This window comes from Vagococcus xieshaowenii, from assembly GCF_004792515.1.
In the GTDB taxonomy this organism is placed as follows: domain Bacteria; phylum Bacillota; class Bacilli; order Lactobacillales; family Vagococcaceae; genus Vagococcus_A; species Vagococcus_A xieshaowenii.
The window spans coordinates 1,248,642-1,275,000 of the sequence record NZ_CP038865.1 but is presented as its reverse complement, the minus strand read 5'-3'; the positions used below and the strand labels follow the sequence as shown (position 1 = coordinate 1,275,000).

At 34.8% G+C, this 26,359-nt stretch carries 30 protein-coding genes, 1 tRNA gene and 2 rRNA genes (1 of these 33 running past the window's edge); 28 read left to right on the top strand and 5 right to left on the bottom strand.

The window, feature by feature from the left end; all coding sequences use genetic code 11:
• From E4Z98_RS06145 to gshAB, 4 genes are all read left to right on the top strand, one after another.
• A 23S ribosomal RNA gene (locus tag E4Z98_RS06145) occupies nucleotides 1-34 on the top strand; it begins 2,883 nt to the left of the window's first position.
• A 73-nt stretch (nucleotides 35-107) separates the two neighbouring features.
• Nucleotides 108-223: ribosomal RNA gene (rrf, locus tag E4Z98_RS06140) — 5S ribosomal RNA — on the top strand.
• A gap of 4 nt (nucleotides 224-227) precedes the next feature.
• Nucleotides 228-301, top strand: a tRNA-Asn gene (locus tag E4Z98_RS06135).
• A 126-nt stretch (nucleotides 302-427) separates the two neighbouring features.
• A complete protein-coding gene (gene gshAB, locus E4Z98_RS06130; RefSeq protein WP_135253370.1) occupies nucleotides 428-2,713 on the top strand; it encodes a bifunctional glutamate--cysteine ligase GshA/glutathione synthetase GshB in 2,286 nt (761 codons plus the stop codon).
• Between the two features lie 27 nt (nucleotides 2,714-2,740).
• Here gshAB and E4Z98_RS06125 read toward each other — a convergent pair whose 3' ends face one another.
• The gene (locus tag E4Z98_RS06125) at nucleotides 2,741-4,201 is read right to left on the bottom strand and encodes an AcpB/EbpR/MafR family transcriptional regulator (RefSeq protein ID WP_135253369.1); all 1,461 of its coding nucleotides are present in this window, start codon (nucleotides 4,199-4,201) and stop codon (nucleotides 2,741-2,743) included.
• A 323-nt stretch (nucleotides 4,202-4,524) separates the two neighbouring features.
• On the opposite strand from E4Z98_RS06125, the gene E4Z98_RS06120 reads away from it, so the two are divergent.
• A complete protein-coding gene (locus E4Z98_RS06120; protein ID WP_135253368.1) occupies nucleotides 4,525-5,223 on the top strand; it encodes a peptidoglycan DD-metalloendopeptidase family protein in 699 nt (232 codons plus the stop codon).
• Between the two features lie 185 nt (nucleotides 5,224-5,408).
• Here the strand turns inward: E4Z98_RS06120 and E4Z98_RS06115 are convergent, their stop codons facing one another.
• Together E4Z98_RS06115 and E4Z98_RS06110 are read right to left on the bottom strand one after the other, a co-directional pair.
• Nucleotides 5,409-6,593, bottom strand: a complete 1,185-nt coding sequence (locus E4Z98_RS06115; RefSeq protein ID WP_135253367.1) for a toxic anion resistance protein — start codon at nucleotides 6,591-6,593, stop codon at nucleotides 5,409-5,411.
• 16 nt (nucleotides 6,594-6,609) lie between these two features.
• Nucleotides 6,610-7,281, bottom strand: a complete 672-nt coding sequence (locus E4Z98_RS06110) for a 5-bromo-4-chloroindolyl phosphate hydrolysis family protein (RefSeq protein WP_135253366.1) — start codon at nucleotides 7,279-7,281, stop codon at nucleotides 6,610-6,612.
• Nucleotides 7,282-7,487: 206 nt separating this feature from the next.
• Here E4Z98_RS06110 and E4Z98_RS06105 point away from each other — a divergent pair, with 206 nt between their 5' ends.
• From E4Z98_RS06105 to E4Z98_RS06050, 12 genes are all read left to right on the top strand, one after another.
• Nucleotides 7,488-8,039: an NUDIX hydrolase gene (locus tag E4Z98_RS06105; protein WP_135253365.1), complete on the top strand. Its 552-nt coding sequence runs from the start codon at nucleotides 7,488-7,490 to the stop codon at nucleotides 8,037-8,039.
• 11 nt (nucleotides 8,040-8,050) lie between these two features.
• Entirely contained in the window at nucleotides 8,051-8,338 is a 288-nt protein-coding gene (gene macP, locus E4Z98_RS06100; protein ID WP_135253364.1) for a cell wall synthase accessory phosphoprotein MacP, read from the top strand.
• Between the two features lie 22 nt (nucleotides 8,339-8,360).
• Nucleotides 8,361-9,056 (top strand): 5'-methylthioadenosine/adenosylhomocysteine nucleosidase, encoded by a 696-nt coding sequence (locus E4Z98_RS06095; protein WP_135253363.1) that lies wholly within the window; start codon nucleotides 8,361-8,363, stop codon nucleotides 9,054-9,056.
• A gap of 22 nt (nucleotides 9,057-9,078) precedes the next feature.
• Nucleotides 9,079-9,624 carry a cysteine hydrolase family protein gene (locus E4Z98_RS06090; RefSeq protein WP_135253362.1) on the top strand — a complete coding sequence of 182 codons (546 nt, stop codon included), beginning with the start codon at nucleotides 9,079-9,081 and terminating at the stop codon, nucleotides 9,622-9,624.
• A gap of 28 nt (nucleotides 9,625-9,652) precedes the next feature.
• Nucleotides 9,653-10,624 carry a LacI family DNA-binding transcriptional regulator gene (locus E4Z98_RS06085; protein ID WP_135253361.1) on the top strand — a complete coding sequence of 324 codons (972 nt, stop codon included), beginning with the start codon at nucleotides 9,653-9,655 and terminating at the stop codon, nucleotides 10,622-10,624.
• Between the two features lie 82 nt (nucleotides 10,625-10,706).
• The gene (rbsK, locus tag E4Z98_RS06080; RefSeq protein ID WP_135253360.1) at nucleotides 10,707-11,582 is read left to right on the top strand and encodes a ribokinase; all 876 of its coding nucleotides are present in this window, start codon (nucleotides 10,707-10,709) and stop codon (nucleotides 11,580-11,582) included.
• A complete protein-coding gene (gene rbsD / locus E4Z98_RS06075; protein ID WP_135253359.1) occupies nucleotides 11,579-11,968 on the top strand; it encodes a D-ribose pyranase in 390 nt (129 codons plus the stop codon). Before rbsK ends, rbsD begins: the two co-directional genes overlap by 4 nt.
• A gap of 12 nt (nucleotides 11,969-11,980) precedes the next feature.
• A complete protein-coding gene (locus E4Z98_RS06070; protein ID WP_135253358.1) occupies nucleotides 11,981-13,459 on the top strand; it encodes a sugar ABC transporter ATP-binding protein in 1,479 nt (492 codons plus the stop codon).
• A 1-nt stretch (nucleotide 13,460) separates the two neighbouring features.
• Nucleotides 13,461-14,399, top strand: coding sequence for an ABC transporter permease (locus E4Z98_RS06065; RefSeq protein ID WP_135253357.1), 939 nt, complete (start codon nucleotides 13,461-13,463; stop codon nucleotides 14,397-14,399).
• A gap of 31 nt (nucleotides 14,400-14,430) precedes the next feature.
• Nucleotides 14,431-15,363, top strand: a complete 933-nt coding sequence (locus E4Z98_RS06060) for a D-ribose ABC transporter substrate-binding protein (protein WP_135253356.1) — start codon at nucleotides 14,431-14,433, stop codon at nucleotides 15,361-15,363.
• A gap of 128 nt (nucleotides 15,364-15,491) precedes the next feature.
• Nucleotides 15,492-17,516 (top strand): penicillin-binding protein PBP4(5), encoded by a 2,025-nt coding sequence (gene pbp4, locus E4Z98_RS06055; protein ID WP_135253355.1) that lies wholly within the window; start codon nucleotides 15,492-15,494, stop codon nucleotides 17,514-17,516.
• A 119-nt stretch (nucleotides 17,517-17,635) separates the two neighbouring features.
• Nucleotides 17,636-18,784, top strand: coding sequence for a cysteine desulfurase family protein (locus tag E4Z98_RS06050; protein ID WP_135253354.1), 1,149 nt, complete (start codon nucleotides 17,636-17,638; stop codon nucleotides 18,782-18,784).
• 140 nt (nucleotides 18,785-18,924) lie between these two features.
• On the opposite strand, the gene E4Z98_RS06045 is transcribed toward E4Z98_RS06050, so the two are convergent.
• Both E4Z98_RS06045 and E4Z98_RS06040 read right to left on the bottom strand, forming a co-directional pair.
• Nucleotides 18,925-20,097: a site-specific integrase gene (locus E4Z98_RS06045; protein WP_135253353.1), complete on the bottom strand. Its 1,173-nt coding sequence runs from the start codon at nucleotides 20,095-20,097 to the stop codon at nucleotides 18,925-18,927.
• 39 nt (nucleotides 20,098-20,136) lie between these two features.
• Nucleotides 20,137-20,859 (bottom strand): helix-turn-helix domain-containing protein, encoded by a 723-nt coding sequence (locus E4Z98_RS06040; RefSeq protein WP_167790862.1) that lies wholly within the window; start codon nucleotides 20,857-20,859, stop codon nucleotides 20,137-20,139.
• 202 nt (nucleotides 20,860-21,061) lie between these two features.
• Here E4Z98_RS06040 and E4Z98_RS10045 point away from each other — a divergent pair, with 202 nt between their 5' ends.
• The 11 genes from E4Z98_RS10045 (at nucleotide 21,062) to E4Z98_RS05995 (ending at nucleotide 26,335) form a co-directional block, all read left to right on the top strand.
• A complete protein-coding gene (locus E4Z98_RS10045) occupies nucleotides 21,062-21,238 on the top strand; it encodes a hypothetical protein (RefSeq protein ID WP_167790861.1) in 177 nt (58 codons plus the stop codon).
• A 9-nt stretch (nucleotides 21,239-21,247) separates the two neighbouring features.
• Nucleotides 21,248-21,526, top strand: a complete 279-nt coding sequence (locus E4Z98_RS06035) for a hypothetical protein (protein ID WP_135253351.1) — start codon at nucleotides 21,248-21,250, stop codon at nucleotides 21,524-21,526.
• Nucleotides 21,527-21,578: 52 nt separating this feature from the next.
• On the top strand, nucleotides 21,579-22,010 hold the full coding sequence (locus E4Z98_RS06030; RefSeq protein ID WP_135253350.1) for a hypothetical protein: 432 nt from the start codon (nucleotides 21,579-21,581) through the stop codon (nucleotides 22,008-22,010).
• Nucleotides 22,011-22,015: 5 nt separating this feature from the next.
• The gene (locus E4Z98_RS10040) at nucleotides 22,016-22,180 is read left to right on the top strand and encodes a hypothetical protein (protein WP_167790860.1); all 165 of its coding nucleotides are present in this window, start codon (nucleotides 22,016-22,018) and stop codon (nucleotides 22,178-22,180) included.
• Nucleotides 22,181-22,285: 105 nt separating this feature from the next.
• The gene (locus E4Z98_RS06025; RefSeq protein ID WP_135253349.1) at nucleotides 22,286-22,507 is read left to right on the top strand and encodes a hypothetical protein; all 222 of its coding nucleotides are present in this window, start codon (nucleotides 22,286-22,288) and stop codon (nucleotides 22,505-22,507) included.
• Nucleotide 22,508: 1 nt separating this feature from the next.
• Nucleotides 22,509-22,913, top strand: coding sequence for a hypothetical protein (locus E4Z98_RS06020; protein WP_135253348.1), 405 nt, complete (start codon nucleotides 22,509-22,511; stop codon nucleotides 22,911-22,913).
• A 26-nt stretch (nucleotides 22,914-22,939) separates the two neighbouring features.
• A complete protein-coding gene (locus E4Z98_RS06015; RefSeq protein WP_167790859.1) occupies nucleotides 22,940-23,869 on the top strand; it encodes a conserved phage C-terminal domain-containing protein in 930 nt (309 codons plus the stop codon).
• Between the two features lie 239 nt (nucleotides 23,870-24,108).
• Nucleotides 24,109-24,600, top strand: coding sequence for a hypothetical protein (locus E4Z98_RS06010; protein WP_135253346.1), 492 nt, complete (start codon nucleotides 24,109-24,111; stop codon nucleotides 24,598-24,600).
• A 171-nt stretch (nucleotides 24,601-24,771) separates the two neighbouring features.
• Nucleotides 24,772-25,173 (top strand): hypothetical protein, encoded by a 402-nt coding sequence (locus E4Z98_RS06005; protein ID WP_135253345.1) that lies wholly within the window; start codon nucleotides 24,772-24,774, stop codon nucleotides 25,171-25,173.
• Nucleotides 25,174-25,262: 89 nt separating this feature from the next.
• Nucleotides 25,263-25,856, top strand: coding sequence for a hypothetical protein (locus E4Z98_RS06000; RefSeq protein ID WP_135253344.1), 594 nt, complete (start codon nucleotides 25,263-25,265; stop codon nucleotides 25,854-25,856).
• Nucleotides 25,857-26,098: 242 nt separating this feature from the next.
• Nucleotides 26,099-26,335 (top strand): hypothetical protein, encoded by a 237-nt coding sequence (locus E4Z98_RS05995; protein ID WP_135253343.1) that lies wholly within the window; start codon nucleotides 26,099-26,101, stop codon nucleotides 26,333-26,335.
• Nucleotides 26,336-26,359 lie beyond the last annotated feature (24 nt).

The window sequence follows — 26,359 nt, the reverse complement described above, 5'->3', positions numbered from 1 at the left end:
CGGACCAATACTAATCGGTCGAGGACTTAACCAAAAATTGTATTTCGGAGCGTCAAGTTTTGTTTCAATCCAGTTTTGAGTGAAGGAATTCATTCGAATATAAAAAGTGTGGTGGCGATAGCGAGAAGGATACACCTGTTCCCATGTCGAACACAGAAGTTAAGCTTCTTAGCGCCGATGGTAGTTGGGGGTTTCCCCCTGTGAGAGTAGGACGTTGCCACGCATAATCCGGCATAGCTCAGTTGGTAGTAGCGCATGACTGTTAATCATGATGTCGTAGGTTCGAGTCCTACTGCCGGAGTTAAGAACTAGTAAACTTACTAGTTCTTTTTTTTTGCTCAAATTGTATGTATAAAGCAATTAAAGAGTAAATCATATTTAAAAATGGTATAATAAACTGATTAAAGCTTATTTTGAGGTGAATAATATGCAGTCATTTAAAGACTTAATAATAAAAAATAATAATGAAGAATGGTTTAAAAAAATACGTGTTGGTTTAGAAAAAGAAAGTCAAAGAGTCACGCTTAATGGTGTTCTTGCAACAACTGGTCATCCAAAAATATTAGGTTCAAGAAGTTATCATCCTAATATTCAAACAGATTTTAGTGAAACACAAGTTGAATTAATTACGCCAGTTTTTGAAAATGAAACAGATGTGGTTAGTTATCTAGGCGCATTACATGAGGTAGTATTACGTTCAATGAATGAAGATGAAATGTTATGGCCCCTTAGTATGCCACCTGTTTTGCCAGAAAAAGATGAGGACATTATTATTGCGAAACTAGATAAATTTGAGGATGTATTATATAGAAGGTATCTAGCAAAATCATATGGTAAACGTAAGCAAATGGTTAGTGGTATTCATTATAATTTTGAATTTAATGAAAAATTTATTGAGAAATTATTTGAAGGACAACAGAACTATCTTAATCTCGTTGAATTTAAAACGGATTTATATTTGAAGGTTACACGTAACTATTTGCGCTATCGTTGGTTAGTTACCTACTTATTTGGTGCAACTCCAGTAAGTGAATGGGGATATTTTGACGAAAATGAAATGAAACCAAATGAACCCGTTAGAAGTATTAGAAATAGTAAATTTGGTTATACTAATCATGATGATGTATTTGTTTCTTATGAATCATTAGAACGATACGAGCAAGACATTGCCGATTTAATTGAAAAAGGTAAGTTGTCTGAGGAAAAAGAATTTTATTCACCTGTTCGTTTACGTGGTGGTAAATCAATGGCTGACTTGAAACAAGCAGGTATTCAATATATAGAAATTCGTAATATTGATAATAACCCATTTGCTAGTTATGGTATAACGGAAGATCAAACAGAATTTTTACATATTTTCTTAATGTATATGTTATGGATTAATAATGAAACTGAGAATCCTGATGAATTATTGAAATTAGGTACTCAGATTAATAATGCAGTAGCACTTGAAGATCCTTTGGAAAAGACAAGTTATCTAACAGAAGGTATGGCATTGGTTTCTGGGATGAAGGGCATGTTAAAGGAAATAAATGCATCCGCTAATTGGCATTATTTAATTGACAAAGCAGAAGACCTATTAAATGATCCTCAAAAAACGATTTCAGGTAAGATGGTAAGCTATACTCAAAATGATGAGTTTACTAATAATGAATTAGGCATTCATTTAGGTAAACAATATTACGATAAAGCTTGGGAAAAAACGTATCAATTAGAAGGATTTAGAGATATGGAGCTTTCAACTCAAATTATGATAGCAGATAGTTTACAACGTGGGGTTGAAGTTGAGGTAATTGACCGATCAGATCAATTCTTAAAATTATCGTTTAATGGACATGTTGAATATGTAAAAAATGCTAATATGACAAGTAAAGATAACTACGTGGTGCCTCTTATGATGGCCAATAAAGTCGTGACAAAAAAAGTACTCTCAGAAACCGGCTTCCGTGTACCTCAAGGATATGAATTTCAATCGATGGAACGTGCCCGTTTAATTTATCCAGAAATAAGTAAAATGGGCTTTGTTGTCAAACCTAAGTCTACTAATTATGGATTAGGGATTAGTATTTTTAAAGAAGGTGCTAGTCAAGAAGATTATGAAGAAGCACTTAGAATTGCCTTTAATGAGGATACAGATGTTTTAGTGGAAGAATTTCTTCCAGGGACTGAATATCGTTTCTTCGTGATAAACGGTAAGACGAGAGGGATAATGCTACGTGTGCCTGCCAACGTTGTAGGAGATGGTGTTTCTACAATTGAGGAATTAGTTAAAAAGAAAAATGATAACCCATTAAGAGGGACTCACCATCGTGCGCCACTAGAGTTAATTCAATTAGGTGAAATTGAACAGTTGATGTTAAAAGAACAAGGATTGACGATTCATGATGTGTTGAGTAAGGGACAAATAGCTTATTTACGTGAAAATTCAAATGTTAGTACCGGTGGTGATAGTATTGATATGACGGATGAAATTCCTGAATATTATAAAATAATTGCTGAACAAGCTGTTGAAAAACTAGGTGCTGTTATTTGTGGAATTGATTTAATCATACCAGATAAAACGGTTAATCCTTTTGAAAGTGAAAAAGCTTACGGTATCATTGAAGCGAACTTTAATCCAGCAATGCATATGCATTGTTATCCGTATCAAGGAAAAGGACGTCGTTTAACAAAAAATGTACTAGATTTATTATTTCCAGAATCTAAACGTTAATAAGTTATAAAGAAAAGGATGAGTTGCTTAATTAAGCGACTCATCCTTTTTTTTATAGCATTCACTTGCCCAAGTAGCAATGTTTAATAGTTCCTCTTCAGTAAAGAAACGAGATACACGATAAATATAGTTCTCTGAAAGGGACAATGAAGTGAAGACGTTGGTAACTAATAAATCAACTGTTTTGATACTTTCGTTAATAGGCCTTTCTTTTTTTGTCGAAAGGTTAATTAATTCAAATTTACTAGGTAGGATGCTTGTAAGTTCTGAAAATAAATAATCATTAAATTCTTTATCAAAATCAATAAAAAGCCCAATCTTGAGTGCTTTGTGTTGTTCGCTTAAAAAATGGAAAATTCTAGTTTGAATTAAGAAATAGGTAGTAGATAGGTACTGTAATTGTTCTTCTCCTAAAAATAAAGCTAGATTTTTTTTAACAATCTCTTTATCGAGTAGTGCTTGATTGAAAATATAAAAATTATCGTATTCATTATTATGAAGGGCTAATTCAACCCAGTTCCCTTGTATGGCTAAAAAGCCATAATTGGCATCATAAACATCACGTACGATGTATGATTTTATTTTGTGTGGAATTTGTAGGTGGGTTTCTTTTAAAACATGTTGGACGAATTCTTCCACTTTTGCTAAGCGTTTCTTTTTTGAATCAGACGTTAGTTCGCCATTTATAGCAAAGAAATCATCGGTTAAATAAAGGTAGAAAACGTTGGATAAAAAAGTGATGGTATCTTTTGGTTGGTTTTTGATTAATTTACCTATCCCTATGAAGGGCACTTTATCTAACCAATTGGCAATGAATTTTGCAACAGTGTTTTTCCCTTTAATTGGGACAGAGTGATTATTCTTTTCGCGTTGTAGTCCAACTAATGAAAACAGAACAAAGTTACGTTCAGCTTGATTGTTTTTTCCTCGGTTAATAAAAGGGATTTTCAAGTGATAGAACTGTTTAATGAAGTCGATACTACTAGGCTCAAATGGAATAGCATAAACACCGTATTTTTCGATAAATAATCGAAAAAAGATAATTCGGATTAATCGTTCATTACCGATAATTCTTAGGGGACGTGTGATAATTTGGACATCAAATGGTTTTAAATGATCATTTAGAGTCCCAATTGTGCGTCGTATGGTTGATTCACTAGTATAGAGCTTTTCTGATAAGGTTAAGTAACTATGTTCTTCTTCAAAGAAAATGGCTTCTAATAATGTTAATTCAAAACTATCAGTTAATATTTTGGCGATACAATGATCATAAGAGTCATTATAAGGAATAGTTAAGGAGTAGTTCTCTTGGTATTGTTGAATGATACTAGGATAAATTATTTGATTCAATGTTTCAACGTTGGATTGAATGGTTAATCGTGTACATTGCATACTAGCCATAAATAGTTCAATGTTTGTTTCTTCTCTATATAATTGATTGATAATAAATAAATAATTCATTGTTTTTTTTGAAAGTGTTGAATACATAATAGCCCTCCAATCTATTAATCATATTATATAGTAAGCAAAGATTAATAACAAATAACCGTCATTTAATTCTGTTTAGCGATAGAATGATGACAAATATGTCAATCTCACGAATTTTATATACAAATATTTCATAACTGTTCAATATTTTATTCTTGTTATTTATTTTGAACAGATAGCTTTTTTAAAACCCTGTATAGTAGTTAATGTAAGTTAGTTAGATGACCACTACTCTGATTAACTTGGTGTTACTTAATAAGTTCTATTAGTAATTTATTAAGTAATTTATATAACCAATACAGGACCTATAGGAGGGCTTAAAATTGAAAAAATATAATATGATCAAAACTATTGGAATGGTGCTAGGAGCATCTATTTTTGCTATGTACAGTGCAAATGAAGTGAATGCCGAAGAAATGACTACCTATAAAATTAAATCAGGCGACTCTTTATCACAAATTGCCATAGATAATGGTTTGTCTTTGGATAAATTGATAAGTGATAATAATATCAAAAATCCTAATAAAATTTATGTAGGAAATAAAATCAAGTTAGATAGTTCTAAACAAAAGACGAAGCAATCGTCTAATAAAAATAATTCTGTTAAAAATGAGCAAAGCAATGGCTATGCTCATCCATTAAATATGCCTGGTGTGACGGTTTCAAGTGAATTTGGTTATCGTCAAGATCCAACAGGTTACTCAGGAACACAACATGATGGTATTGATTTAGCAGTTGGAACAGGAACACCAGTCTATGCGGTGAAATCAGGTGTTGTAGTTGAAGCAGGTTATCATTATTCAGCAGGTAATTATGTTATCATCAAGCATGATAACGGTAAATACACTTACTACTTCCATTTAAGCAGTATCAATGTGTCAGCTAATCAACAAGTAGGACAATCAAGTTTCATTGGTAATGTAGGTTCTACAGGTTATTCTACAGGTGCACATTTACACTTCGGTATTAGTACGTCACTATGGTCTGGTTTTGAAAATCCAAGAAACTATGTAGCATTTTAAGTCTTATTACTATAATAAGAAAAAGCGAAGGCTTCTAATAATTAGAAGTTTTCGCTTTTTTTGTAGAAAATAAAGCTGAATTATTTGAATAACGGTAAACAAAAAAACAACTATTGTAGTACAAGTAAAAGTTAGACTAAAAATTCTAACTTTTAGATGGACTACATAGACAGTTGTTTTTTTTATTATTTATTAGAGACTTCCAATAATTTGTGTTTTAATTCATCTTCCATCACAGCTAATTCTAGCTCTGCGGCACGTCGTTTTTCTTTTCCTTCGGCTTGTATACGTAATGTTTCTTGGATTGTCTCGATTAAGTCATCTTGTGTTTTTTGTAATGTCTCAATATCAACAACGCCTCGTTCATTTTCACGAGCGGTTTCAATGGTTGATTGTTTTAACATTTCGGAATTACGTTTTAACAAGTCATTTGTCGTTTCAGCAACTTGTCGTTGAGAGGTCACGGCATCTTTTTGGCGTAATAATGTTAAAGAGATTGCCACTTGATTTTTCCAAAGTGGGATAGCGGTATTAATAGAGGCTTGAATTTTTTCTGCCAATGCTTGATTGGTATTTTGAATTAAGCGAATTTGTGGGGCTTGTTGGATGGTAATTTGACGCGCTAAAGCTAAGTCATGTGTTCGTTTGTCTAAGCGATCTAAAAATTGTGTTAAGTCGTTCACAACTTGTACATCCATTTGATCACCGGTCATTTCAGCTTTTTTCATTGCTTCAGGAATCAAAGTTTGTTCAAGTTCTTCTTTTTTCAATTCACCCGCAGCAATATAGATGTTTAAAGCGTCAAAATAATCTTTGTTTTTATGGTAAAGCTGTTCAAGCATGACATTGTCGCTTAATAATGCATTTTTTTCTTTATCTAATTTTACGGCGATTTTATCAATTTGTGCACCAATTTTTTGGTATTTGGCAGTGACTTCATAGATAGATTGTTTGACTTTACCAAACATTTTCTTGAAGACATTGCGTTCTTGGGCTTGCAGTTCATCTGGACTTGTTTCGTTTAATCGGTACATCAATTCAGTTAATGAATCACCAACCGGTCCTAAGTCTTGATTTTGAACATGTGCTAGCATTGAGTGAGAGAATTCACCTAATTTTTTTTGTGCAGCTGAACCATAGGCCATAACAGATTGCGAATCAGTGATATCGATTTGCTCAGCTAATTGACGTGCTTGTACTTGGCGTGCGGGTTCTAATTTATCAATAAATTTTGGCGCCTGATTAACAGCTTCAGTTGTTTGCATATCAGGGCTATTCACCATTTGCATAGCAGCATCACTTGAATCTGCAAAGGGATTACTTAATAAATCATCTAAGGTTGAATCTACAGGTTTAATTTTATCTGTCATCTATTTATCGACTCCTTTAGTCTTCTTTGTCTGGTGTAGAGGCAGTGGTTTCTTTTGTGATATCCTCTAGGTTTTTCTCTTCTTTACGGGAAATATTTTGTTCAGCAAGTGTTAGTTCGACATCTAATTCATCCATGTCATCTTTGACAAAACGTTCATAGTCTTCTAAAAGTAAGATCGCAACTTTTTCAATCATTGCGGCACTTTTTTCTAATGCTTCATAAGAGGTTTTCGTTTTTACTTCATGGTTGTTAATTTCGATATATTTATCTGTTAGTTCTAAAATATTTGGTAGATGATGATACAAAAAGCCATCTGCCAAATGTAATTTGTTTGGCTCATCAGCTAAACGTTTAAATAGGGATTTGGTTATTTTTACCGCATCAGTACGTAAGTTAATCGCTTTTAACTTGGTTACACTGTTCATGTTAGTATCTAATGCCTTAATTTGTTCTTTCGCTGTTTGCATAGTTTCACGGAAAAATTCAATTTGTTGATCACTCATGCCTAAACTTTCGTAATGTTCTGACTTTTCTTTACTCATTGCAGGCAGTTTGATTTCTTTTCCTTTTTTTATTGTGGTTAGTAGTTTTATTATAAGTCTTACCATTAGAATACCAATTATAATGGCGATAATGGTACTGCCATTTGTTAGAGAATCAATGAATAAAGCAGCGAGTGGAATCATTACCAGGCCTCCAAGTATGAAGCTTAAGGTTTTCTTTTTCAATTAGGTCACTCCTTTTTGTTAAGTAAAACTTAACTTGATGCATTAATTCTACCATAGTTAGGGGGAGTATCCTATCAGTCCGAAGATTGATTTTGTTTTAGGTCTTTTCAACTAGTTCATGATATAGTAACCTTTAGAGAGTAAATAAAAAGTGAGGGCCCACTATGCGAGAAGAAGATTTTTATGAAAAAACATTGCACCGTGAAATGATTTTTAAAGGCCGTGTAATTGAAGTCGCCGTAGACGAGGTCGTGTTAGCAGACGGCACACAGGCACAACGAGAATTAGTGTTTCACCATGGGGCAGTGGGAATCGTTCCAGTGACTAGCGAGAATAACATTATATTAGTAAAACAATTTAGAAAACCTATAGAACGAACACTCGTTGAAATTCCAGCTGGTAAAATAGAAAAAAATGAACACAATCCTATAGAAGTAGCTAGAAGAGAATTAGAAGAAGAAACAGGATTAGGTTGTCAGTCGTTAGAAGAAATTTTTGATGTTGCTTTATCACCGGGCTTTTCTAATGAACGAATGATTATTTACTTAGCGACTGGATTGGTTCAGATTGAACAACCTAAAGGACAGGATGAGGATGAGCGAATTGAACTTTTAGAGGTAACTTTAGATGAAGCAAAAGCGATGATTACATCCAAAGAAATAAACGATAGCAAGACCATTATGGCTATCCAGTATTTAGAATTAAACATGAAATAGGAGGCATTGGTTTGAGCGACAAGGGACCATTAATTACGCGTAGTAAATTGCGTGAGATGAAAAAAGAAGAAGAAGCTGCAAAACGTTTGAGAGATGCTGAGCTTCAAAAAGAATTTGAACAAAAAGAACAAGAAATTGTTCAACAATATAAAAAAGAAAAAAAGAAAATAGGAACTGTTAAAGGTAGTCGAGCAGAAACAAGCAACAAAATTAGAAAGCGTAGTAGCTTTTTAACGAAGGCGATTGTGGTAGTGACGATTTTATTAATGATTTTATTTTATTTTATCTTTTTTGGATAATTAAAGGAGCGAACTAGTTAAGATGAAAATAGGTATAATTGGCGCGATGGCTGAAGAGGTCATCGTCTTAAAAGAAGCAATGAATAACATGAGCACATGGAATGAAGCAGGTAATGCGTTTTTTGAAGGAACGATTGGTGATAAGGAAGTCGTAGTTGTCCAATCAGGGATAGGTAAAGTGATGTCTGCGATGACAGCAACTTTATTAATTCATCGTTATCAAGTTGATGTTTTATTAAACACAGGTTCAGCTGGTGGAATTGGTACTGGCTTACGTGTAGGCGATATTGTGATTTCATCTAAGTTAGCCTATAACGATGTCGATGTGACAGCTTTTGGTTATGCTAAAGGACAAATGGCCGGCATGCCTCTTTATTATGAAGCAGATGAACAAGTGGTTACTGTTTTAGAACAAGCGACACAAAATCAAGGAATGACCTCAAAACGTGGCTTGATTACAACGTCAGATAGTTTTATTGCGAGTCAAGAAAAAATCGACACGATTAAAACAGATTTTCCTGACGTGTTAGCGACTGAAATGGAAGGCGCAGCAATTGCTCAAGTGGCAACACAATATAACGTACCGTTTGCTGTAGTTCGTGCGATTAGTGATGTGGCAGATGAGGAAGCAAGCATGAGTTTTGATGATTTTATTATTGAAGCTGGAAAAAAATCAGCATTAGTGGTGATTGAGTTTATTAACCATTATAAAAAATAATGATTATTAGGAGGTAATACAAATGCGTGCATTAATTAATATTGATTATACGTATGATTTTGTAGCAGAAGATGGGAAGTTGACAACAGGAGAGCCTGGTCAAGCAATAGAAGCAAGTATTAGTCAGTTGACCACTGAATTTATTGAATCAGATGATTATGTAGTATTTGCCATTGATGGTCATGATGAAAAAGATACGTATCATCCTGAAATGAAACTGTTTCCGCCACATAATATTATCGGAACATTAGGTCGTGAATTATATGGTGAGTTAAAAGATATCTTTGCAAGTAATCGAGACAAGGAAAATGTCTATTGGATGGATAAACGCCATTATTCTGCTTTTAGTGGTACGGACTTAGATATTCGTTTGCGAGAACGTCAAATTACGGAGTTACACTTAGTTGGGGTTTGTACTGATATTTGTGTACTACATACCGCTATTGATGCTTATAACTTAGGTTATAAAATCGTGATTCACCAAGAAGCAGTCGCAAGTTTTAATCCGACAGGTCACGCGTGGGCGTTAGAACATTTTAAAGGGACGCTTGGTGCAGAAATTATTTAAATTTTATTGAAGAAGGAAGTTTGGCGATATGGTAACTATTAAAGAAGTGGCACAGCATGCGGGGGTATCAGTCGCAACGGTCTCAAGATACATGAATAAAAAAGGCTACGTAAGTGAAGCAGCTAGCAAAAAAATTGCCCAATCTATCGATGAATTAAAGTATGTACCCAATGAAGTCGCTCGCTCACTTTTCCAAAAAACCTCAAAGCTAATCGGCGTGATCTTCCCTGATATTGCCAATCCGTACTTTCCTTTAGTTGCTAAAGGGATTGAAGAAGAATTAATCCGCAACGGCTTGATGATGATATTAGCCAATACATCAGATTCATTCGACACATTAAAACAGTATGTTACCACGTTTAATCAAAATAACGTTAGTGGCATTATCACAGCTGTTCCCATACCTGATGAGCTAGTTAATCGAATGACTATTGTTGGTATTGACCGTGTGTATGAAGGAGATTTCCCCAAAGTTTTATCGGATGATTATGGCGGGGGACAATTAATTGCAGACCATATTTTAGCGACACCTTTTGATAAATTATTAATTTTACCAGGAGATCTAGATATTCCTAGTTCAGCTGAGCGTTTTAAAGGACTAACAGATAAGTTTAAGTCCTGTCATATCGATTATGGTGTGATTGAATTGAACTCTTATAACAATCAAAATATGGAGGCATCTATTGATAAAATAGAGCCATATTTTTCTAAGTACGATACGATTGTCGCGGCAAATGACTATCTGGCGTTACATTTAATAAAACGTGCGCAATCTATGGGTATTAAAATACCGGAACAATTACAAATTGTTGGTTATGACGGCATTCCGTTTTCTAATTTGGTAACGCCTAAACTAACAACCGTAGTACAGTCTGCATACGAAATTGGTCAGGAAGCAGCCAAGCAAATGATTAGTTTATTGAATGAAGCGGACAAAGAACAGCTAGAAACTATTATTATGCCAGTTACATTTGAAAAAGGTGCAACGCTTAGAAAATAAGTGTTGCACCTTTTTTGTGAGGGTGGTATTATGTAGATAAATAAGTAACCGGTTACACACGAGATAGGAGAGGTCGTAAACAATGAAAAAAGTAGCAGTTATTGGGAGTTTATCAACGGATTTTGTTGTCACAACAGGTATCATACCTGAGCAAGGTGAAACGGTAGTAGGAGAAGAATTTGCCACTTTTTATGGCGGTAAAGGGGCTAATCAAGCAGTGGCAGCAAGCCGTGCAGGTGTCCAAACTTATATGTTTGGAGCTGTTGGAGATGATGAATTTGGTCAACATTTAATAGACAATTTAACAAATAATCAAATTGATTCTTCGATGATTAAAGTAGCTGAACATACAAGTAGTGGTGTAGCAATTATTCAAGTCCATGAGGGAGATAACCGTATTATTATCGTTGAAGGATCAAATAGCAAAAATGAAACCGTTGACATTGATAATCATGCAGAAATGTTAAAAGAGATGGACTTATTTATTATACAAAATGAAATTCCAACTGATGTCATTGAGTATGCCATTAAATTTGCGGAAGAAGCAGGGATTCCTGTTTTATATAATCCTGCCCCAATAAAAGAAATTAGTCATGAACTATTAGAAAAAATAACCTATATCACACCCAATGAACATGAATTTGAAACCTTGTTCCAAGGTAAAACGTTAGAACAGGCATTGGCTGAGAATCCTAATAAATTAATCGTGACATTAGGTTCTAAAGGTGCTATCTATCATAACGGTGAGCAAGCAATACTTGTTGAACAAGAAAAAATTGATAATGTTATTGATACAACAGGTGCTGGTGATACGTTTAATGGTTACTTTGCTAGTGGTATTTTGACAGGGTTAAGTATTGAAGAAGCTATTAAATTAGGAAATCGCGCATCAGGTATAGCCATTCAGAAAAAAGGTGCGCAAACAGGAATTCCTAAAATAGAAGAGGTGTCACGATGAAAAAATCAGGTTTACTAAATTCAGAAATAACTAAAGTATTGGCAGACTTAAGACATACAGATCAAGTAGTAATTGGCGATTGTGGGTTGCCTGTTCCTGAAAATGTGAAAGAAATTGATTTATCTTTAAAACTGGGGACACCAAGTTTTAAAGAAGTATTTGATCTATTGATAGAAGACATGAAAGTAGAAAGTGCGGTATTAGCAACAGAAATAAAAGAGAATAATCCTAAGGTTGAGTCGCATATCCGCAACCAAATAGAGGGGATTTCTTATGTATCTCATGAGGAATTTAAAGTACTAACGCAACAAGCTAAAGCGATTATTCGAACTGGGGAAGCAACGCCATATGCGAATATCCTACTACAAGCAGGTGTGATTTTTTAAGGAGGTTTAGGGATGAGAATTGAGATGCAAGGCATTAGTAAAGCGTTTGGTACAAACAAAGTATTAGAAGCGGTAGATTTTGACCTTCAAGAAGGTGAAATACATGCGTTGATGGGGGAAAATGGTGCCGGCAAATCAACACTGATGAATATTTTAACAGGCTTCCATAAGAAAGATAACGGAAGTATTAAAATTGATGGAAAAGAAAAAATGTTTCACAATCCTAAAGAGGCCGAAGAATTTGGTATTACGTTTATTCATCAAGAAATGAATACGCTTACTAATATGACAGTATTAGAAAATATGTTTTTGAATAAAGAAATTAGAAAAGGGTTTGGTTTGCTAGATACCAAGTCAATGATGACACAAGCCCAACAAATTTTTGAACAGATGAATGTCACGTTTGATCTAAATCAATTAGTTGGTGAGTTATCAGTTGGTGAGCAACAAGTGTTAGAAATTGCGAAAGCCTTGTTAGCCAATGGGAAAGTCATCATTATGGATGAACCAACGGCGGCTCTTTCTGAAAGAGAAATTAGTAATTTATTTAAAATAATTCGAAAACTAAAAGCAGATGGTGTTTCCATGGTATATATTTCTCACCGAATGGAAGAAATCTTTGAACTTTGTGATCGTATTACCGTCATGAGAGATGGCTATTCGGTTAGCACGTATCAAATTAAAGATGTTGCAGTTAACCAAATAGTTAAAGACATGGTAGGCCGTGATATTAATGACTTTTATCCACACAAAAATAATAAAATAGGCGAAGTGAAGTTTAAGGTAGAAAATTTATCTTCTGAGCGAGTAAAGGACATTAACTTTGACGTTCGTGAAGGCGAAATTGTTGGCTTTTCCGGTTTGATGGGAGCAGGACGCACGGAAATTATGAGAGCAATTTATGGTATTGATCGTAAAACAAGTGGTCGTTTATTTTTAGATGGAACAGAAATTCATATAAACTCACCGAGTCAAGCGATTGGTCATGGTATTGGCTTTTTAACAGAAAATCGTAAAGAAGAAGGATTAGTATTAGATTTTTCATTAAAAGATAATGTTATCTTGCCTTCAGTTGATGAATTCAGTAAAAAAGGCATGTTAGACAATAAGACAATGGATGAATTTGTTGAACTATTATTGAAACGTTTGACTGTAAAAATGGAAAGTAGCGAAGTACCTGCTTCAGCACTTTCAGGTGGGAATCAACAAAAAGTGGTCATGGCCAAATGGATTGGCATTGGTCCACAAGTTCTTATTTTAGATGAACCAACGCGAGGCGTAGATGTTGGAGCGAAACGTGAAATTTATTTATTAATGAATGAACTAGCTGAACGTGGTGTGGCAATTATCATGGTATCGAGTGATTTGCCGGAAGTTCTAGGAGTGAGTGATCGTATCTTGGTTGTTCACGAAGGTAAAATCAACGGTGAACTTTCTCGTGAGGAAGCTACGCAAGAACGTATTATGAATTACGCAACTGGAGGAAAATAAAATGACAAATAAAGCAAAAAAAATATCGATTGGTTCTCTGGGTCCATTATTAGCATTAGCAATTTTAGTCATAGTTGTGGCTGTTTTAAATCCCAATTTTTTAACGGCAAATAATTTATTGAATTTGTTAAGACAAGTTTCTATTAATGCATTAATCGCATTTGGGATGAGTTTTGTTATTATTACGGGTGGTATCGATTTATCTGTCGGTTCAACCTTAGCTTTAACAGGTGCCTTAACAGCGGGGTTAATTGCTAACGGGTTTAATCCTGCTTTAGCAATGCTGATTGGGATGATTTTAGGGGCTGTTTTAGGAATGATTAATGGCTTATTAATTACTAAAGGAAACATGGCACCCTTTATTGCAACGTTAGCGACAATGACCATTTATCGAGGTGCAACGTTAGTTTTTACAGATGGTAATCCAATTACAGGGATTGGGGATAGTTTCTTATTTCAATTTGTCGGTCGTGGTTATTTATTTGGTATTCCATTTCCAATTGTTGTTATGTTAGTTGCATTTGTTATCTTGTATTTACTGTTACATAAAACAGCTTTTGGTAAAAAAACATTTGCAGTTGGTGGTAATATTAAAGCCGCACAAATTGCAGGTGTAAAGAGTGATAAAATTCAAACGTTAATTTACACCATTTCAGGTTTAATGGCATCTATTTCTGGTATTGTTTTAACATCACGTTTAAATTCAGCACAACCAACTGCAGGACAAGCGTTTGAGATGGATGCTATTGCAGCTGTTGTACTTGGTGGTACAAGTTTATCAGGTGGTAAAGGTCGTTTAGTTGGGACATTGATTGGGGCGTTAATTATTGGAACCATCAATAATGGTTTAAACTTATTAGGGGTATCAAGTTTCTATCAACAGATTGTTAAAGGCTTAGTGATTATTGTAGCCGTTCTGCTTGATCGAAAGAAAAAATAAAATCAATTGAATGAAAGAAAGAGGGAAGAACATGAAAAAAATCTTATTAGGTATTTTAGCAGTAGGTACATTAGCTTTAGCAGGATGTAATGCAGCAACTTTAGACAAAGGAAGCGAGGCAACAGATAAAGTGGCTGAGAAAAAACCAGAAGAATTAGTCGTAGGTGTAAGTATTTCTACGTTGAACAACCCCTTCTTCGTCTCAGTAAAAGATGGTATCACCACATTAGCTGATGAAAATAGTACGAAAACAATTGTTTCCGACGCACAAAATGATTCATCAAAACAAAGCAATGATGTAGATGATTTGATTCAACAAAATGTAGATGTATTATTAATCAATCCTGTCGATTCTTCAGCGATTCAACCAGCTGTTGAAGCAGCAAACCAAGCCAATATTCCGGTTATTGCATTAGATAGAAGTTCTGATGGTGGAGATGTCTTAACATTAGTAGCCTCAGATAATGTTGTAGGTGGCGAAATGGCAGCCAATTACATGGTTGAACAACTAGGTGAAAAAGCAAAAGTTGTACAACTAGAAGGAATTCCAGGTGCTTCAGCAACTCGTGAACGTGGAGAAGGATTTGAAAATATCGCTAAAGATAAATTAGATGTTGTCGATTCTCAATCAGCTGATTTTGACCGTGCAAAAGGTCTAACAGTTATGGAAAATATTTTACAATCCAATGCTGATATTAAAGCAGTATTTGCTCAAAATGATGAAATGGCTTTAGGTGCATTAGAAGCGTTAAAAGCTGCTGGTAAATCTGATGTTATTGTGATGGGATTTGATGGTAACGACGATGCCTTAAAATCAGTTAAAGCAGGTGAGTTAACTGGAACAATTGCACAGCAACCAACAGAAATGGGTAAATTAGCATTACAAGCAGCTTATGATTATTTCTCTGGTAAAGACGTAGAAAAAGCAATCGATTCACCACTAGAATTAGTTTTGAATAAGTAATAGCAGATAATTAAAGCACATCCTTTGTGGTGTGCTTTTTATATTGAACAACTTTTTGATTGTTTTATTAGAAAAAAATAAGTCATATTTAGAATGAATATGATAAGATAAAAGCAATCAAGGAGGTTATGAAAATGAATAGAAAAATAATCGGGATAGCTTCAGGTATAGTTGTTGTTGCTTTAGCTGGAGGCGGTTCTATAGTTGCTTATCAGCAATCGGTAAAAAAACAAGTCAATAGCGCAACAACCGAGTTAAAACAAGCACTGAAAAAACAAGATTATCATCAATTAATGACATTATTTAATAAACAAAGTATTGAGGCAGCAGGTTTCACAAAAGAAACAGCAGAAACTAAGTATCAAACTATATTTGATGCGTTAAATGTAAGTGGGATAGAAGTAACCGAGGTTAAACAAGAAAAACAATCTAAAGATAACTATAAAGTTTCATATAAAGTATCTATGATGACCTCAATGGGAGAAATTAAAGATGAAGCCTATCAAACCAATTTAATCAAAACCGATGATGGTTGGACATTTGATTGGTCACCATCGCTAATTTTTGCTGAAATGAGTGGCAATGATAAAGTCATGATCAATGAAGAAACTGCTAGTCGTGGGAAACTACTAGATAGAAATGGGGTCGAACTGGCAACTGAGCATGACTATCAGCAAGTAGGGGTTATTCCAGATAAATTAGGAGAAGGAACCGAGCGAAAAAGTAATATTAAAGCGATTAGTGAAGCTTTTGATTTATCCGTTGATACAATTGAGAGTTTTTTAGCACCAGATTGGGCAACTGGGGAGGTCTTTGTGCCATTAAAAACGTTAGCCAAAAATTTATCTGAAGAAGCCTTATCTAATTTGCCAAAAGGTGTAATGATAAGTTCAAAAGAGATGCGTTATTACCCGTTAGGTGAAGCAAGTGCGCAATTACTTGGCTACACAGGTAAAGCAACAGCGGAAGATATTGAAAAAAATCCTGAATTGACGGCTGACATGATAATTGGTAAATCAGGGCTCGAAGCTTCTTTAGATGAAAAACTTCGTGGTCATAACGGTGGTACAGTTCAAATTGAAGATGAAGAAGGGGAAGTCAAACGCGTTATTTTGGCAAATGATAAGCAAGATGGTGAAGATATTACTTTAACGATTGACAGCAAAGCCCAACAAATTGCATTTGACTCATTGAACAATCAACCAGGTTCTGCAGTGGTGAATGAGCCCTCAACTGGAGAGCTACTAGTGCTTGCAAGTTCACCATCGTTTGATCCTAATCAAATGACGGTAGGGATTTCAGCAGAAGATTACGATAAGTATCAAACTAACAAAGATTTACCATTCATTGAACGTTATGCAACGAGCTACGCACCTGGTTCAACATTTAAGACGTTAACAGCAATGATTGCTCTAGATGCTAATAAGCTAACGCCAGAAGATAGTTTGTCTATTGATGGATTAAAATGGCAAAAAGATGATAGTTGGGGTAATTATTACGTGACGCGTGTAAAAGAAGCCTCTCCGGTCAATTTAGAAACAGCACTAGTTAATTCTGATAATATATTCTTTGCGCAAAAAACACTTGAAATGGGTGAAAAAACGTTTAGGACAGGATTAGAAAAATTTGATTTTAATGAATCGTTGAAACTACCAATTGCAGTGCCTAAAGCAAGCATTTCTAATGAGGATAGCTTTAATTCAGATATTTTATTGGCAGATACGGGTTATGGACAAGGAGAATTGCTAATACCACCTGTCACACAACTTTCCATGTATAGTCCATTAATGAATGAAGGGACATTGGTCTATCCTCAACTAGTCAAAGGTCAAGAAAAAACACCAGATAAAAAAGAAGTCGTGTCTAAAGAATCAGCCAATATTGTGTTGAATGATTTGGTAGGTGTTGTCGCGAATTCAGATGGCTACGCACATGAATTATTCCAACCAAACAAAACGATTGCAGCCAAAACAGGAACGGCAGAAATCAAGGATAAACAAGACACAACTGGCAAAGAAAACAGTTTCTTATTATTTATGGATAAGGATGATAAACAGTTCATGGGCTTAGTATTAAGTGAAGATTCAAGAAAAAATGGAACGGCGGTTAGTAAAACTCGTACATTACTTGATTATTTAGTGGAACATTATTAAGTCAAAGTGGTGCGATGTAACAATCGCCCACTTTTTTAATTAGCAACGCGTTACTTTTATCAAGTGTACTAACTTAGTGTATAATGAGGATAATTATATCAAAAAGAGAGTGAAAAAATATGAAACCAGTTTATTTAGATCATGCAGCAACAACACCGCTTCATCCTGAAGTGATTCAAACGATGACAAAAACTCTGACCGAGACATTTGGTAATCCTTCAAGCTTGCATCAATTTGGACGTCCCGCACAAGGCTTACTAGAAAATGCTCGTGATGAGCTAGCAAAGAGCATTGGCGCTAAACCAAGCGAACTTATTTTTACAAGTGGTGGCAGTGAAGGTGATACGATGGCAATTATTAAAACGGCCGAGAATTACCAACATTTAGGCAAACATCTCATCACTACTCAAGTAGAACACTCAGCTGTTTTAAAATCATTTAAATATTTAGAAACGCAAGGCTTTGAGGTGACCTATTTACCTGTTGCTTCAACAGGTGAATTGACAGTTGAACAAGTCAACGAAGCGTTGAGGGAAGACACGATTCTTGTGTCGATTATGCGTACGAATAATGAAGTCGGAACGATATTTCCTATTCCTGAGATAGGTGCGTTATTACAGACCCACCAAGCGCTGTTTCACACTGACGCGGTCCAATCATTTGGTTTAGAAGAAATTGATGTCAACGCTTGGCACGTAGACTTGCTATCTACAGCCGCACACAAAATCAATGGACCTAAAGGAACTGGCTTTTTATTCATTAAAGAAGGAACCAAAATTACCCCATTAATTCATGGTGGTGATCAAGAAAATAAAAAAAGACCAGGGACTGAAAATTTAGCGAATATTATGGGCTATGCGAAAGCGGCTAGTTTATTAACGCCTGAAAAGAAAAAAGACAATCAGCGCACCTATCAAGCTTATCGTGAAATAATTTTATCAACATTATCAGAACGAGCTGTGGCATTTGATATTAATGGTCAGGCACCACAACAGTCTGCCCATGTCTTGAATCTTTATTTACCAGGTGTACAAAGTGAGATGCTCCTGATGCATCTAGATCTAAAAGGCTTCGCTGTTTCGGCAGGTTCCGCGTGCACAGCGGGCAATATGGCACCTTCTCATGTGTTAATCGCTATGCATGGTAAAGACTCAGCCATAGTCCCATCTTCTATTCGCATTAGTTTTGGCCTTGGATTATCAGAAGAAGACGTACGTGACTTTGCTGAAACATTAGCAGACACAGTGCTACGAATGACTCAGCATTAGTTTAATACAAAAAAACTAGAGTTACACAGAGAAACTAAATAATAGTTACTAATAAGAGCTAGAAGCCTTTCACATCAAGGTTTCTAGCTTTTTTTATTTTGTCTTTTAAAAAAATGAATACGGTTTTGAATACGGTTTGATTAAAAATTAGCAATTTGGGTTAATTTATCAACCGTTCTTTCTTGTGCCTTATTGCCGAGATGCGTGTATGTGTCCATTGTCTGAGTAATAGAGCTATGACCTAATCTTTCTTGCGCCTCTTTCATCGTGACACCAGCCTCAAATAACATAGAGGCGTGTGTATGCCTCCAGCCATGAGTACCAATGTTATGAAGTCCTACCGCCTTAGATAGACGTTTAGAACGTTGGTATAGGTCTGTACGGTTCATTAGTTCGCCTTCGATGTTTACAAATACATAATTACTCTTTTTACCTCGATTAGCGAATAACAGTTCACGCTGTCTTAATTGCCATCTCTTAAGTATCATAATTGTTTTATCATCTAGGCTAATAGTTCTGTATGAGCTTTTAGTCTTAGGTGTTGAGACAGCATAACCGCCTCTAACCTCTGATAACGTCTTATTGACCGTTACCGTCTTGTTAGTGAAGTCTATATCATCAAAGGTTAAAGCGGATGCCTCACCGCCTCTTAAACCACTAAAAGCCATTAAACGATATAACGCTTGATCATACTCAGCAAAGAATTTTTGAATAAGTGTTCCTTGTTGGGTATGTCTCACTTTATCATCTAAAAACTTCATTACTTGATGAACTTCTTCTAAGTTATAAAATTTAATCTTTTTTTCATTACTATCATCTTTAATATTCGGTCTAATCACCTTGCTAAAAGGGTTATGTTGCGCTAATTCTAAATTAATAGCGTATTCCATTACCTTTGAGCAATATTGAAGAATAATCTTATAAGTTTTCATTTTCTTAGCCCAATCATTTACAGTCTTTTGAGCTAGTTTAACATCAATCTTGTTTATTCTTAGGTTTCCAAAGACTGGTAAAGCGTGCTTAGTCATTAAACGTTCTGTAGTAATGCTAGTGGTCTCTTTGACGGTAGTCTTATAACTTTCATACCACAGCAGATACATCTCTTTAAACGTGTTCTCAGACTGTTTAACAAGCCCTTTTTCCTCAAACTCCACTACAAGCCTATTGACCTCTAATTGAGCTTGTTTCTTCGTCTTAAAGCCTCTACGTGTTGTCCTAACTTCTTTACCAGTAGCAGAATCAACGCCTAAATAAGCTTGAAATAACCAAGCCTTAGAGCCATCTTTTTTTGAATATTGTTTAAATGTTGCCATAATAACCTCTTTCTAGCCTGAGCAAGACGTAGGGAAGGGTTATAATTCTTTTTTAAAATGAAGATGGAAGGTAGCATCAGATTCTTTTACTTCTTCAGTTTCAAAATCATAAATGTAGCTTTTAAACTTGTTTAATTCATTATTAGGAAGAATCCAGTTTAGTTCTATACCTGAAATATCCTGATGTTCTTCTATCGAGTTGATATGAGTTTTCATAATTTTTGAAATTATTTTAGTAACCGATTCAATATTTTTTGATGATTGTTTTGAAATGTCATTTAGAAAGATATTATTTTTAGCGAACGAGTTTATATCATACTTATCTCCATCAGCTAAAACTTCATCTAAATATTTTTTTGTTTCTTCTAAATTCAAGAAATTTGTGTATCCATTAAAAATTAATGTAGATTCATTATTTGGATCAGAAGAAAAACCTTTCATTTGAACAGTTAATAAAGCTAATCTTTCTTTACTACCAATTGTTTTACTTAATAAAAAAGTGTAATTTAAAGCATCGCCAGTACCCCAAAACGTTTTTATGTTGTATTTGCTTTTTGTAGGAGAGAACTCAATAAAATCTTGTATATGAATACCAAAAAAATCACATAAAGTATCAATAGTTTCTATTTTAAGGCCTTTTACTTGTTTGGGATTGTTAACCAAAGGGGTTAATGTGCTTCTTGAAATACCTGTAGCATCGCTAATTTCAGTAATTGTAACGTCATACTCTTTTAGTAGTTCGTCTAGTTTAATTTTTATCAATAAAATCACCTCTTAGTTAGAGTATAACATTGTTGTTGTTCTAATTAAAGATGTTACTTCGAAAATAACGTACAGGGTTTTGTACGACAAAAATGTATTTTGTTGTTGCAATGATTTTGATGTCGTGATAGTATTTAGGTACAAGATGAACGTACAGAGTTCGATACGTTTTATCTGTTCTGATAATAGGGAGGTGATAAATATGAAAGCAAACCAAGAAATCAGAGATTTAATCTTTGAAAACCGTTTACGTAACTGGGAGGTAGCGCAAATGGTCGGTATTACTGATGGACGCTTTAGCGTTTGGCTACGCACACCGTTGAACGATGAACGCAAAGAGCGAGTATTAAAAGCTATTGAAAAACTAACTAAGAAGTAGGTGAGTGAGATGGCAGAACTAAAAGTAATGCTTGCTGATGATCAAGAAGGCGATTTAAAGAAATACATTTACGATATTACACTTGAAGCAATTCAGCAGGCGAGAAAAGACAGTTCGGTAGATAAAGATTTAATCAATAAAACACAATTGTGTGAGTGGTTAGATATTAGTATGCCGAAGTTGAATGAATTAATTAGAGATGGCTTGCCCATCTCAGTAGTAGGAGAGCGGACGTTTTTCGCTAGTAAGCAAGAAGTTAGAAAGTGGATATTAGAACATAAAAAATAAAAAAAGTCCTGAGCAAGACGAAAAAACCACTTTAAATTAAGGAGTGAAAAAAATGGCTAAACCATTGTATCAAGCGGTACTAGATTTACGTGAAGAATTGAAAGAACTAGAAGTTGATGTTCCTACAGAATATAAGAACGGTGTTAAAAATCGTGTATATCCTCAAAAATGTTTCGATAAATCGTTTGATTATATGAAAGAAAATGGTGAGTTACCTAATGTGAAATATGTTGAGGGGATTTATGAAGGTTTGGTGGACCATGCGTGGGTTGAAATTGATAACAAAGTAGTATTTGAAGGAACAACGCAACGATTTTATGATAAGGAACAATATTATCAAAAGAGAAGGCTGGTTAAATTAGTAGAACTAGACGAAAAAGGTATGTGGAAGTACTTATTCCAATATCAAATAGGGAACGGAAAGCCAATGTATCAACAAGCTAAAGATGAATTTTTAAGAAGTATTTGTATGAAGGAGTGGTGAAAAATATGTACGGTGCAAGAATTAAGATGCTATTGATAATCGTGTTCTTATTAGGCGGTTTATTAAGCCAAGTGAGTTTTAAATGGTTTCTAGTGTTAATGATACCAGCTGTTGTAATGAGCGTGTTAGAAGTTGATGAAAAGCAATATGAGTACAAAAATAACGCCTAGAGAATTGCCGTTCTCGAAGCGTTGGGAGTTAGATATTTGTAAGTGTTTAACTCCCTATATATTAACACAAATACAATAATTTGACGATAGGGAGATATTAATTTTATGGAATTTAATGAACAAAAAGTAGATATTAACGATTTAGTAATAAGCGCAGGTAACTTAGCGGCTGCATTGGATGGAATTGAAGCATTTTTATTTCACAGATTCGGTGATGCTAATGTGAATTTAAAAGATATTAGCGCTTTAAATGGTCTGATAGCATCGGTTAAGAGTCTTTCAGAAGAGCATTATCAAAATGTTGAATCATTCGATGGAGGGCAATAGCATGGAAAAAGAATTAAATGTGATTGAAACGTCTGTATTAAATTTAATTCCTAAAGGTATTGGGTCAAGAAGAACACTAGCATATATAAGAGATGTATCAGGTTATAACATTAGACAAATCCAGTCCGCAATTAATCGGCTTATATTAGTCCATAACGTGCCTATATGCGCTACAAGAACGGGCGATGGTATATTTATACCTCAGACAGAAGAAGAGCGTGAAATAGGCTTAAGGAGCTTTAAATCACAGATTAAAGAGATGATTAAGCGAGCACAGGCGGTTGAAGATGCGAATTTGAAAACGTGGGATAAAGAAATTCATCTTCAGTATCAAATTACACTAGATGCGGATATAGATAGAGCGTTGCAAGATGATTTTGACAATTTATTTCTATTCATGGAGTAACTGAAAAAGGAAAGAGGTGATTGCTATTGACTAAGTACAAGAACGACCCAAAGAAAAAAAGATATTATTGGCTACAGTTGAAGGAAGATTTTTTTAATCAAAAGGAAATTAAGCTATTAAGGAAGATAGCCGGTGGGGATACCTTCACAATCATCTACCTCAAAATGTTGTTATTAAGCCTTAAAGATGAAGGCAAGTTGTATTTTGAAGCGATTGGCGATGATTTTATTGAGGAAGTTGCGCTTGCTATAGATGAAAGCATGGAAGATGTGTCCGTTACGATTAGTTTTTTACAAAAGAAAAAATTAATAGAGATAGTTGAGGAAGATGAGTATTTTTTAAATAGAGTACCGGACATGGTGGGGTCTGAAGCTTATAGTACAGAACGTTCAAGACGACATAGAGCAAAAAAAAGAATCGAGAATAATGCCGAAGTGTTGCAAAGTAACGGTGAAGCGTTGCAATGCAACAGTAATGAAACAGACCGCAACGAAGAGAAGAGAAGAGATAGAGAAAGAGAAGAGATAGATATAGAGATAGATATAGATATAGAGAGAGAGGTAGAGCAAGAGGAAAGAAAACAAGCCACCAGCTCCCCTTCTTCCCCTCACCAATCTACTATTAATCAAGTTATAGACTATTTGAATGAAAAAACAAACGGCGTATACAAAGCAAGTGATGACAACGTAAAACTGATTACTTCACAAATAGAAAACGGCTATACGTTTGATGACTTCAAACAAGTAATAATGATAAAAACAACTGAATGGTTGTATGATGACAAAATGAATAAATATCTAAGACCTAGCACGTTGTTTGGTAACAAGATGGGTGACTACCTAAGTGAAGCATACAGAAGTAAAAACTCAACTTCTATATATAAACCGCCTAAGGTAACAGTACCGGATGAATGGAGATATCCGGACGATGGAGATAACACAGGGGTACACTTTTAAATAAGAGTAGGGGGTAAGCATTGTTTACTCCCTTTAATCAAATGACAGACACTTGTCTGACAAATGACGGCATAGGTTAGGTAAGGTTAAGTTAGGTAAGTATAGGTTATATATAGCTTAGCCTTAGCTAATTGGTTGTCTGATATGCGTAACGTTACAGTAACGCAATGTAACGCAACAGATATAGATTAAGAGATAGATATAAATAAACTTCTAATTGCAAGCAGGACGGTGTGGAGATGGAACAGTTTGACGAACAGGCGATAAAAAAATATATGCACTTAGAGTTATTAGAAAAAGAATTAGTCCACAGTAAAGAAAGATATAGAGATGAACGTTATCAAAGTAGTTTCTGTTCGCACGTTGTATTTGGTGATTTAGGTATCTACTCCGAATCCATTAAACCAGCCACCTTTGTAGAACAGTTAGATAGGTTTAATCGTATTGTAGATGATCGTATTAAGATAAATCAGTTTAAGCAGAAATATTGGAATAAGTTCATGGATAGCTTAGAGCCGTATGAACGTAATTATTTGGTAGACAGATTTATTAAAGGTTATGCGGTGGATAACGAGCAGGTAAAACAAAAGGCGATTGAAGAAATAGAAGAAATTACAATGGCTGTTTCTTTATGGTTAGGCGTGGAAGATGAAGATACAAAAGAAATCGAATTAGTACAAGATGATTATTTAGGGAATATGGATGCGATACTGAATGCAATTAACATATAACTACTTTATTAAGCGTTAATTAGCTAATAGGAGCGTTTTAGAACGTTAAACGATAAAATGCCAATGGATAACGTTTAAACGCTTAGAAACGATTTTAAGGGGTGTACATGACGGGAGACAAAGGACGAAACGGAAAACTAACTATTACCAATAGTAATAGTGGAGGTGTATATGATGAACGATAAAGAACAAGTTAGGTTAGCAACGTTTATATTAAGGCGTTGGCAGTTCTATGAATTGAACATAAACAAGATGAAGAACAACTTCCATAAATGGCAGGCGATAACGTTCTTTAGAGCGTTACAGGAGCTAGAAAAAGAAGAAGTTAGCTTGTTAGCTAGGATGTATTATAAAAGCCCCACACAACTGTATAACAAGTGGTATTCAGCGTTTGAAACGTGTAAGGGGGCAAGTTTAGAGGAAGTGGCAGAACAGACAGGCAAGACGGTTACACAGGTTAGGAGCGAACTAAGAGTAATTAAAATCAAGTTTGCTAAACGATACAACGAGCTATCTAATGAACCTAAAAAAATCACTTTGATTCGTGATAAAACTAATGAAAAAGGAGCTTAACAAGATGACGATTATCGAGAATAAAGACTTAGAGAACGAATGGTATTATATTCAAGATTTAGATATTTTGGTGGTGAAAGATTTAAATAATGGCAAGTAGTGAAATTAGAGGATTTAGACGTACTGCTCAATTTAACTTGAGGAAGTGGCGTTTTTACGAGAAGAATATCGTAGCAATACAATCAGAAGAACGATTATATAATTATGCGGTATGTTTCTTTCAAGCGTTGAAGCGAATGGACAGGGAAGAACTGGAGTTATTAGCGCAACGTTGGTATCTGTCTAATGAACCTTGTCTATTCAACTATGCTTATGGTAGTTATATGTCTGTAAAGCCAGTAGATTACCCTACAATAGCGAATAAGATGGCTATAGATAAAGAGTTGCTACCGTCACTATACGGCAAGGCAGAAAGCAAACTAGGGCGTATTATGGACGAACTAGCAAGCCAAGTGGAGTGGGAACATAATAACAGTAAGCTAGACGATATTGAATGGAAAGTAACAAGATACTTTAAAGATAATCAAGAGAGAATGATATTAGAAAAAGCCTTTGATGAAATAAGAGTAAGGCGTGGCGGTAAAGCTGAACATGAGTTTAATCATTGGTTCGCTGATAACGAGAATAGAACAGATTTTATTAATGAATTGATGAAGTATATACGTGAAAAATATTCAAATTAGAGATGCAATCTCTACTTAAATCTTACTAATCTAACACCCTAAAAAGAAAAGCATCTCCCCCCCGTTGTATATGTCATAGCAGAATGGCTAGGGAACGGAGAGGGATATCAATTTAACACGCAGGGTATTTCCACATAAGCCCCACCCCTAAGCTAATAAACATAATAATAAAGCGCAAAAACTTGATTATACTTGATATTTTCCTTTATAAAAAGCACAACCTTAGAAAGGGGGTGAGAAGTATGGCTAGATATTCAATTGAAGAATGCGAACAAGCAATGATAGCAGAGTTTGAAAAGGGAGTTAAGGCAATCAGTAGCAAGTACCAACAAATGAGTATGAAAGAGTTAAAGCGTGAAATATTGAAGTTAGAACAAGACTACAAGAAAAACGAGCAACAAATAACGTTTTTTAACATTACGTTAGCCCAAGTTATCTATCGTAATAAATTTGGGCGAGAAGTCGTTCTAGGTGCTTAATTAAACAATTAGAAAGGAGGTGTA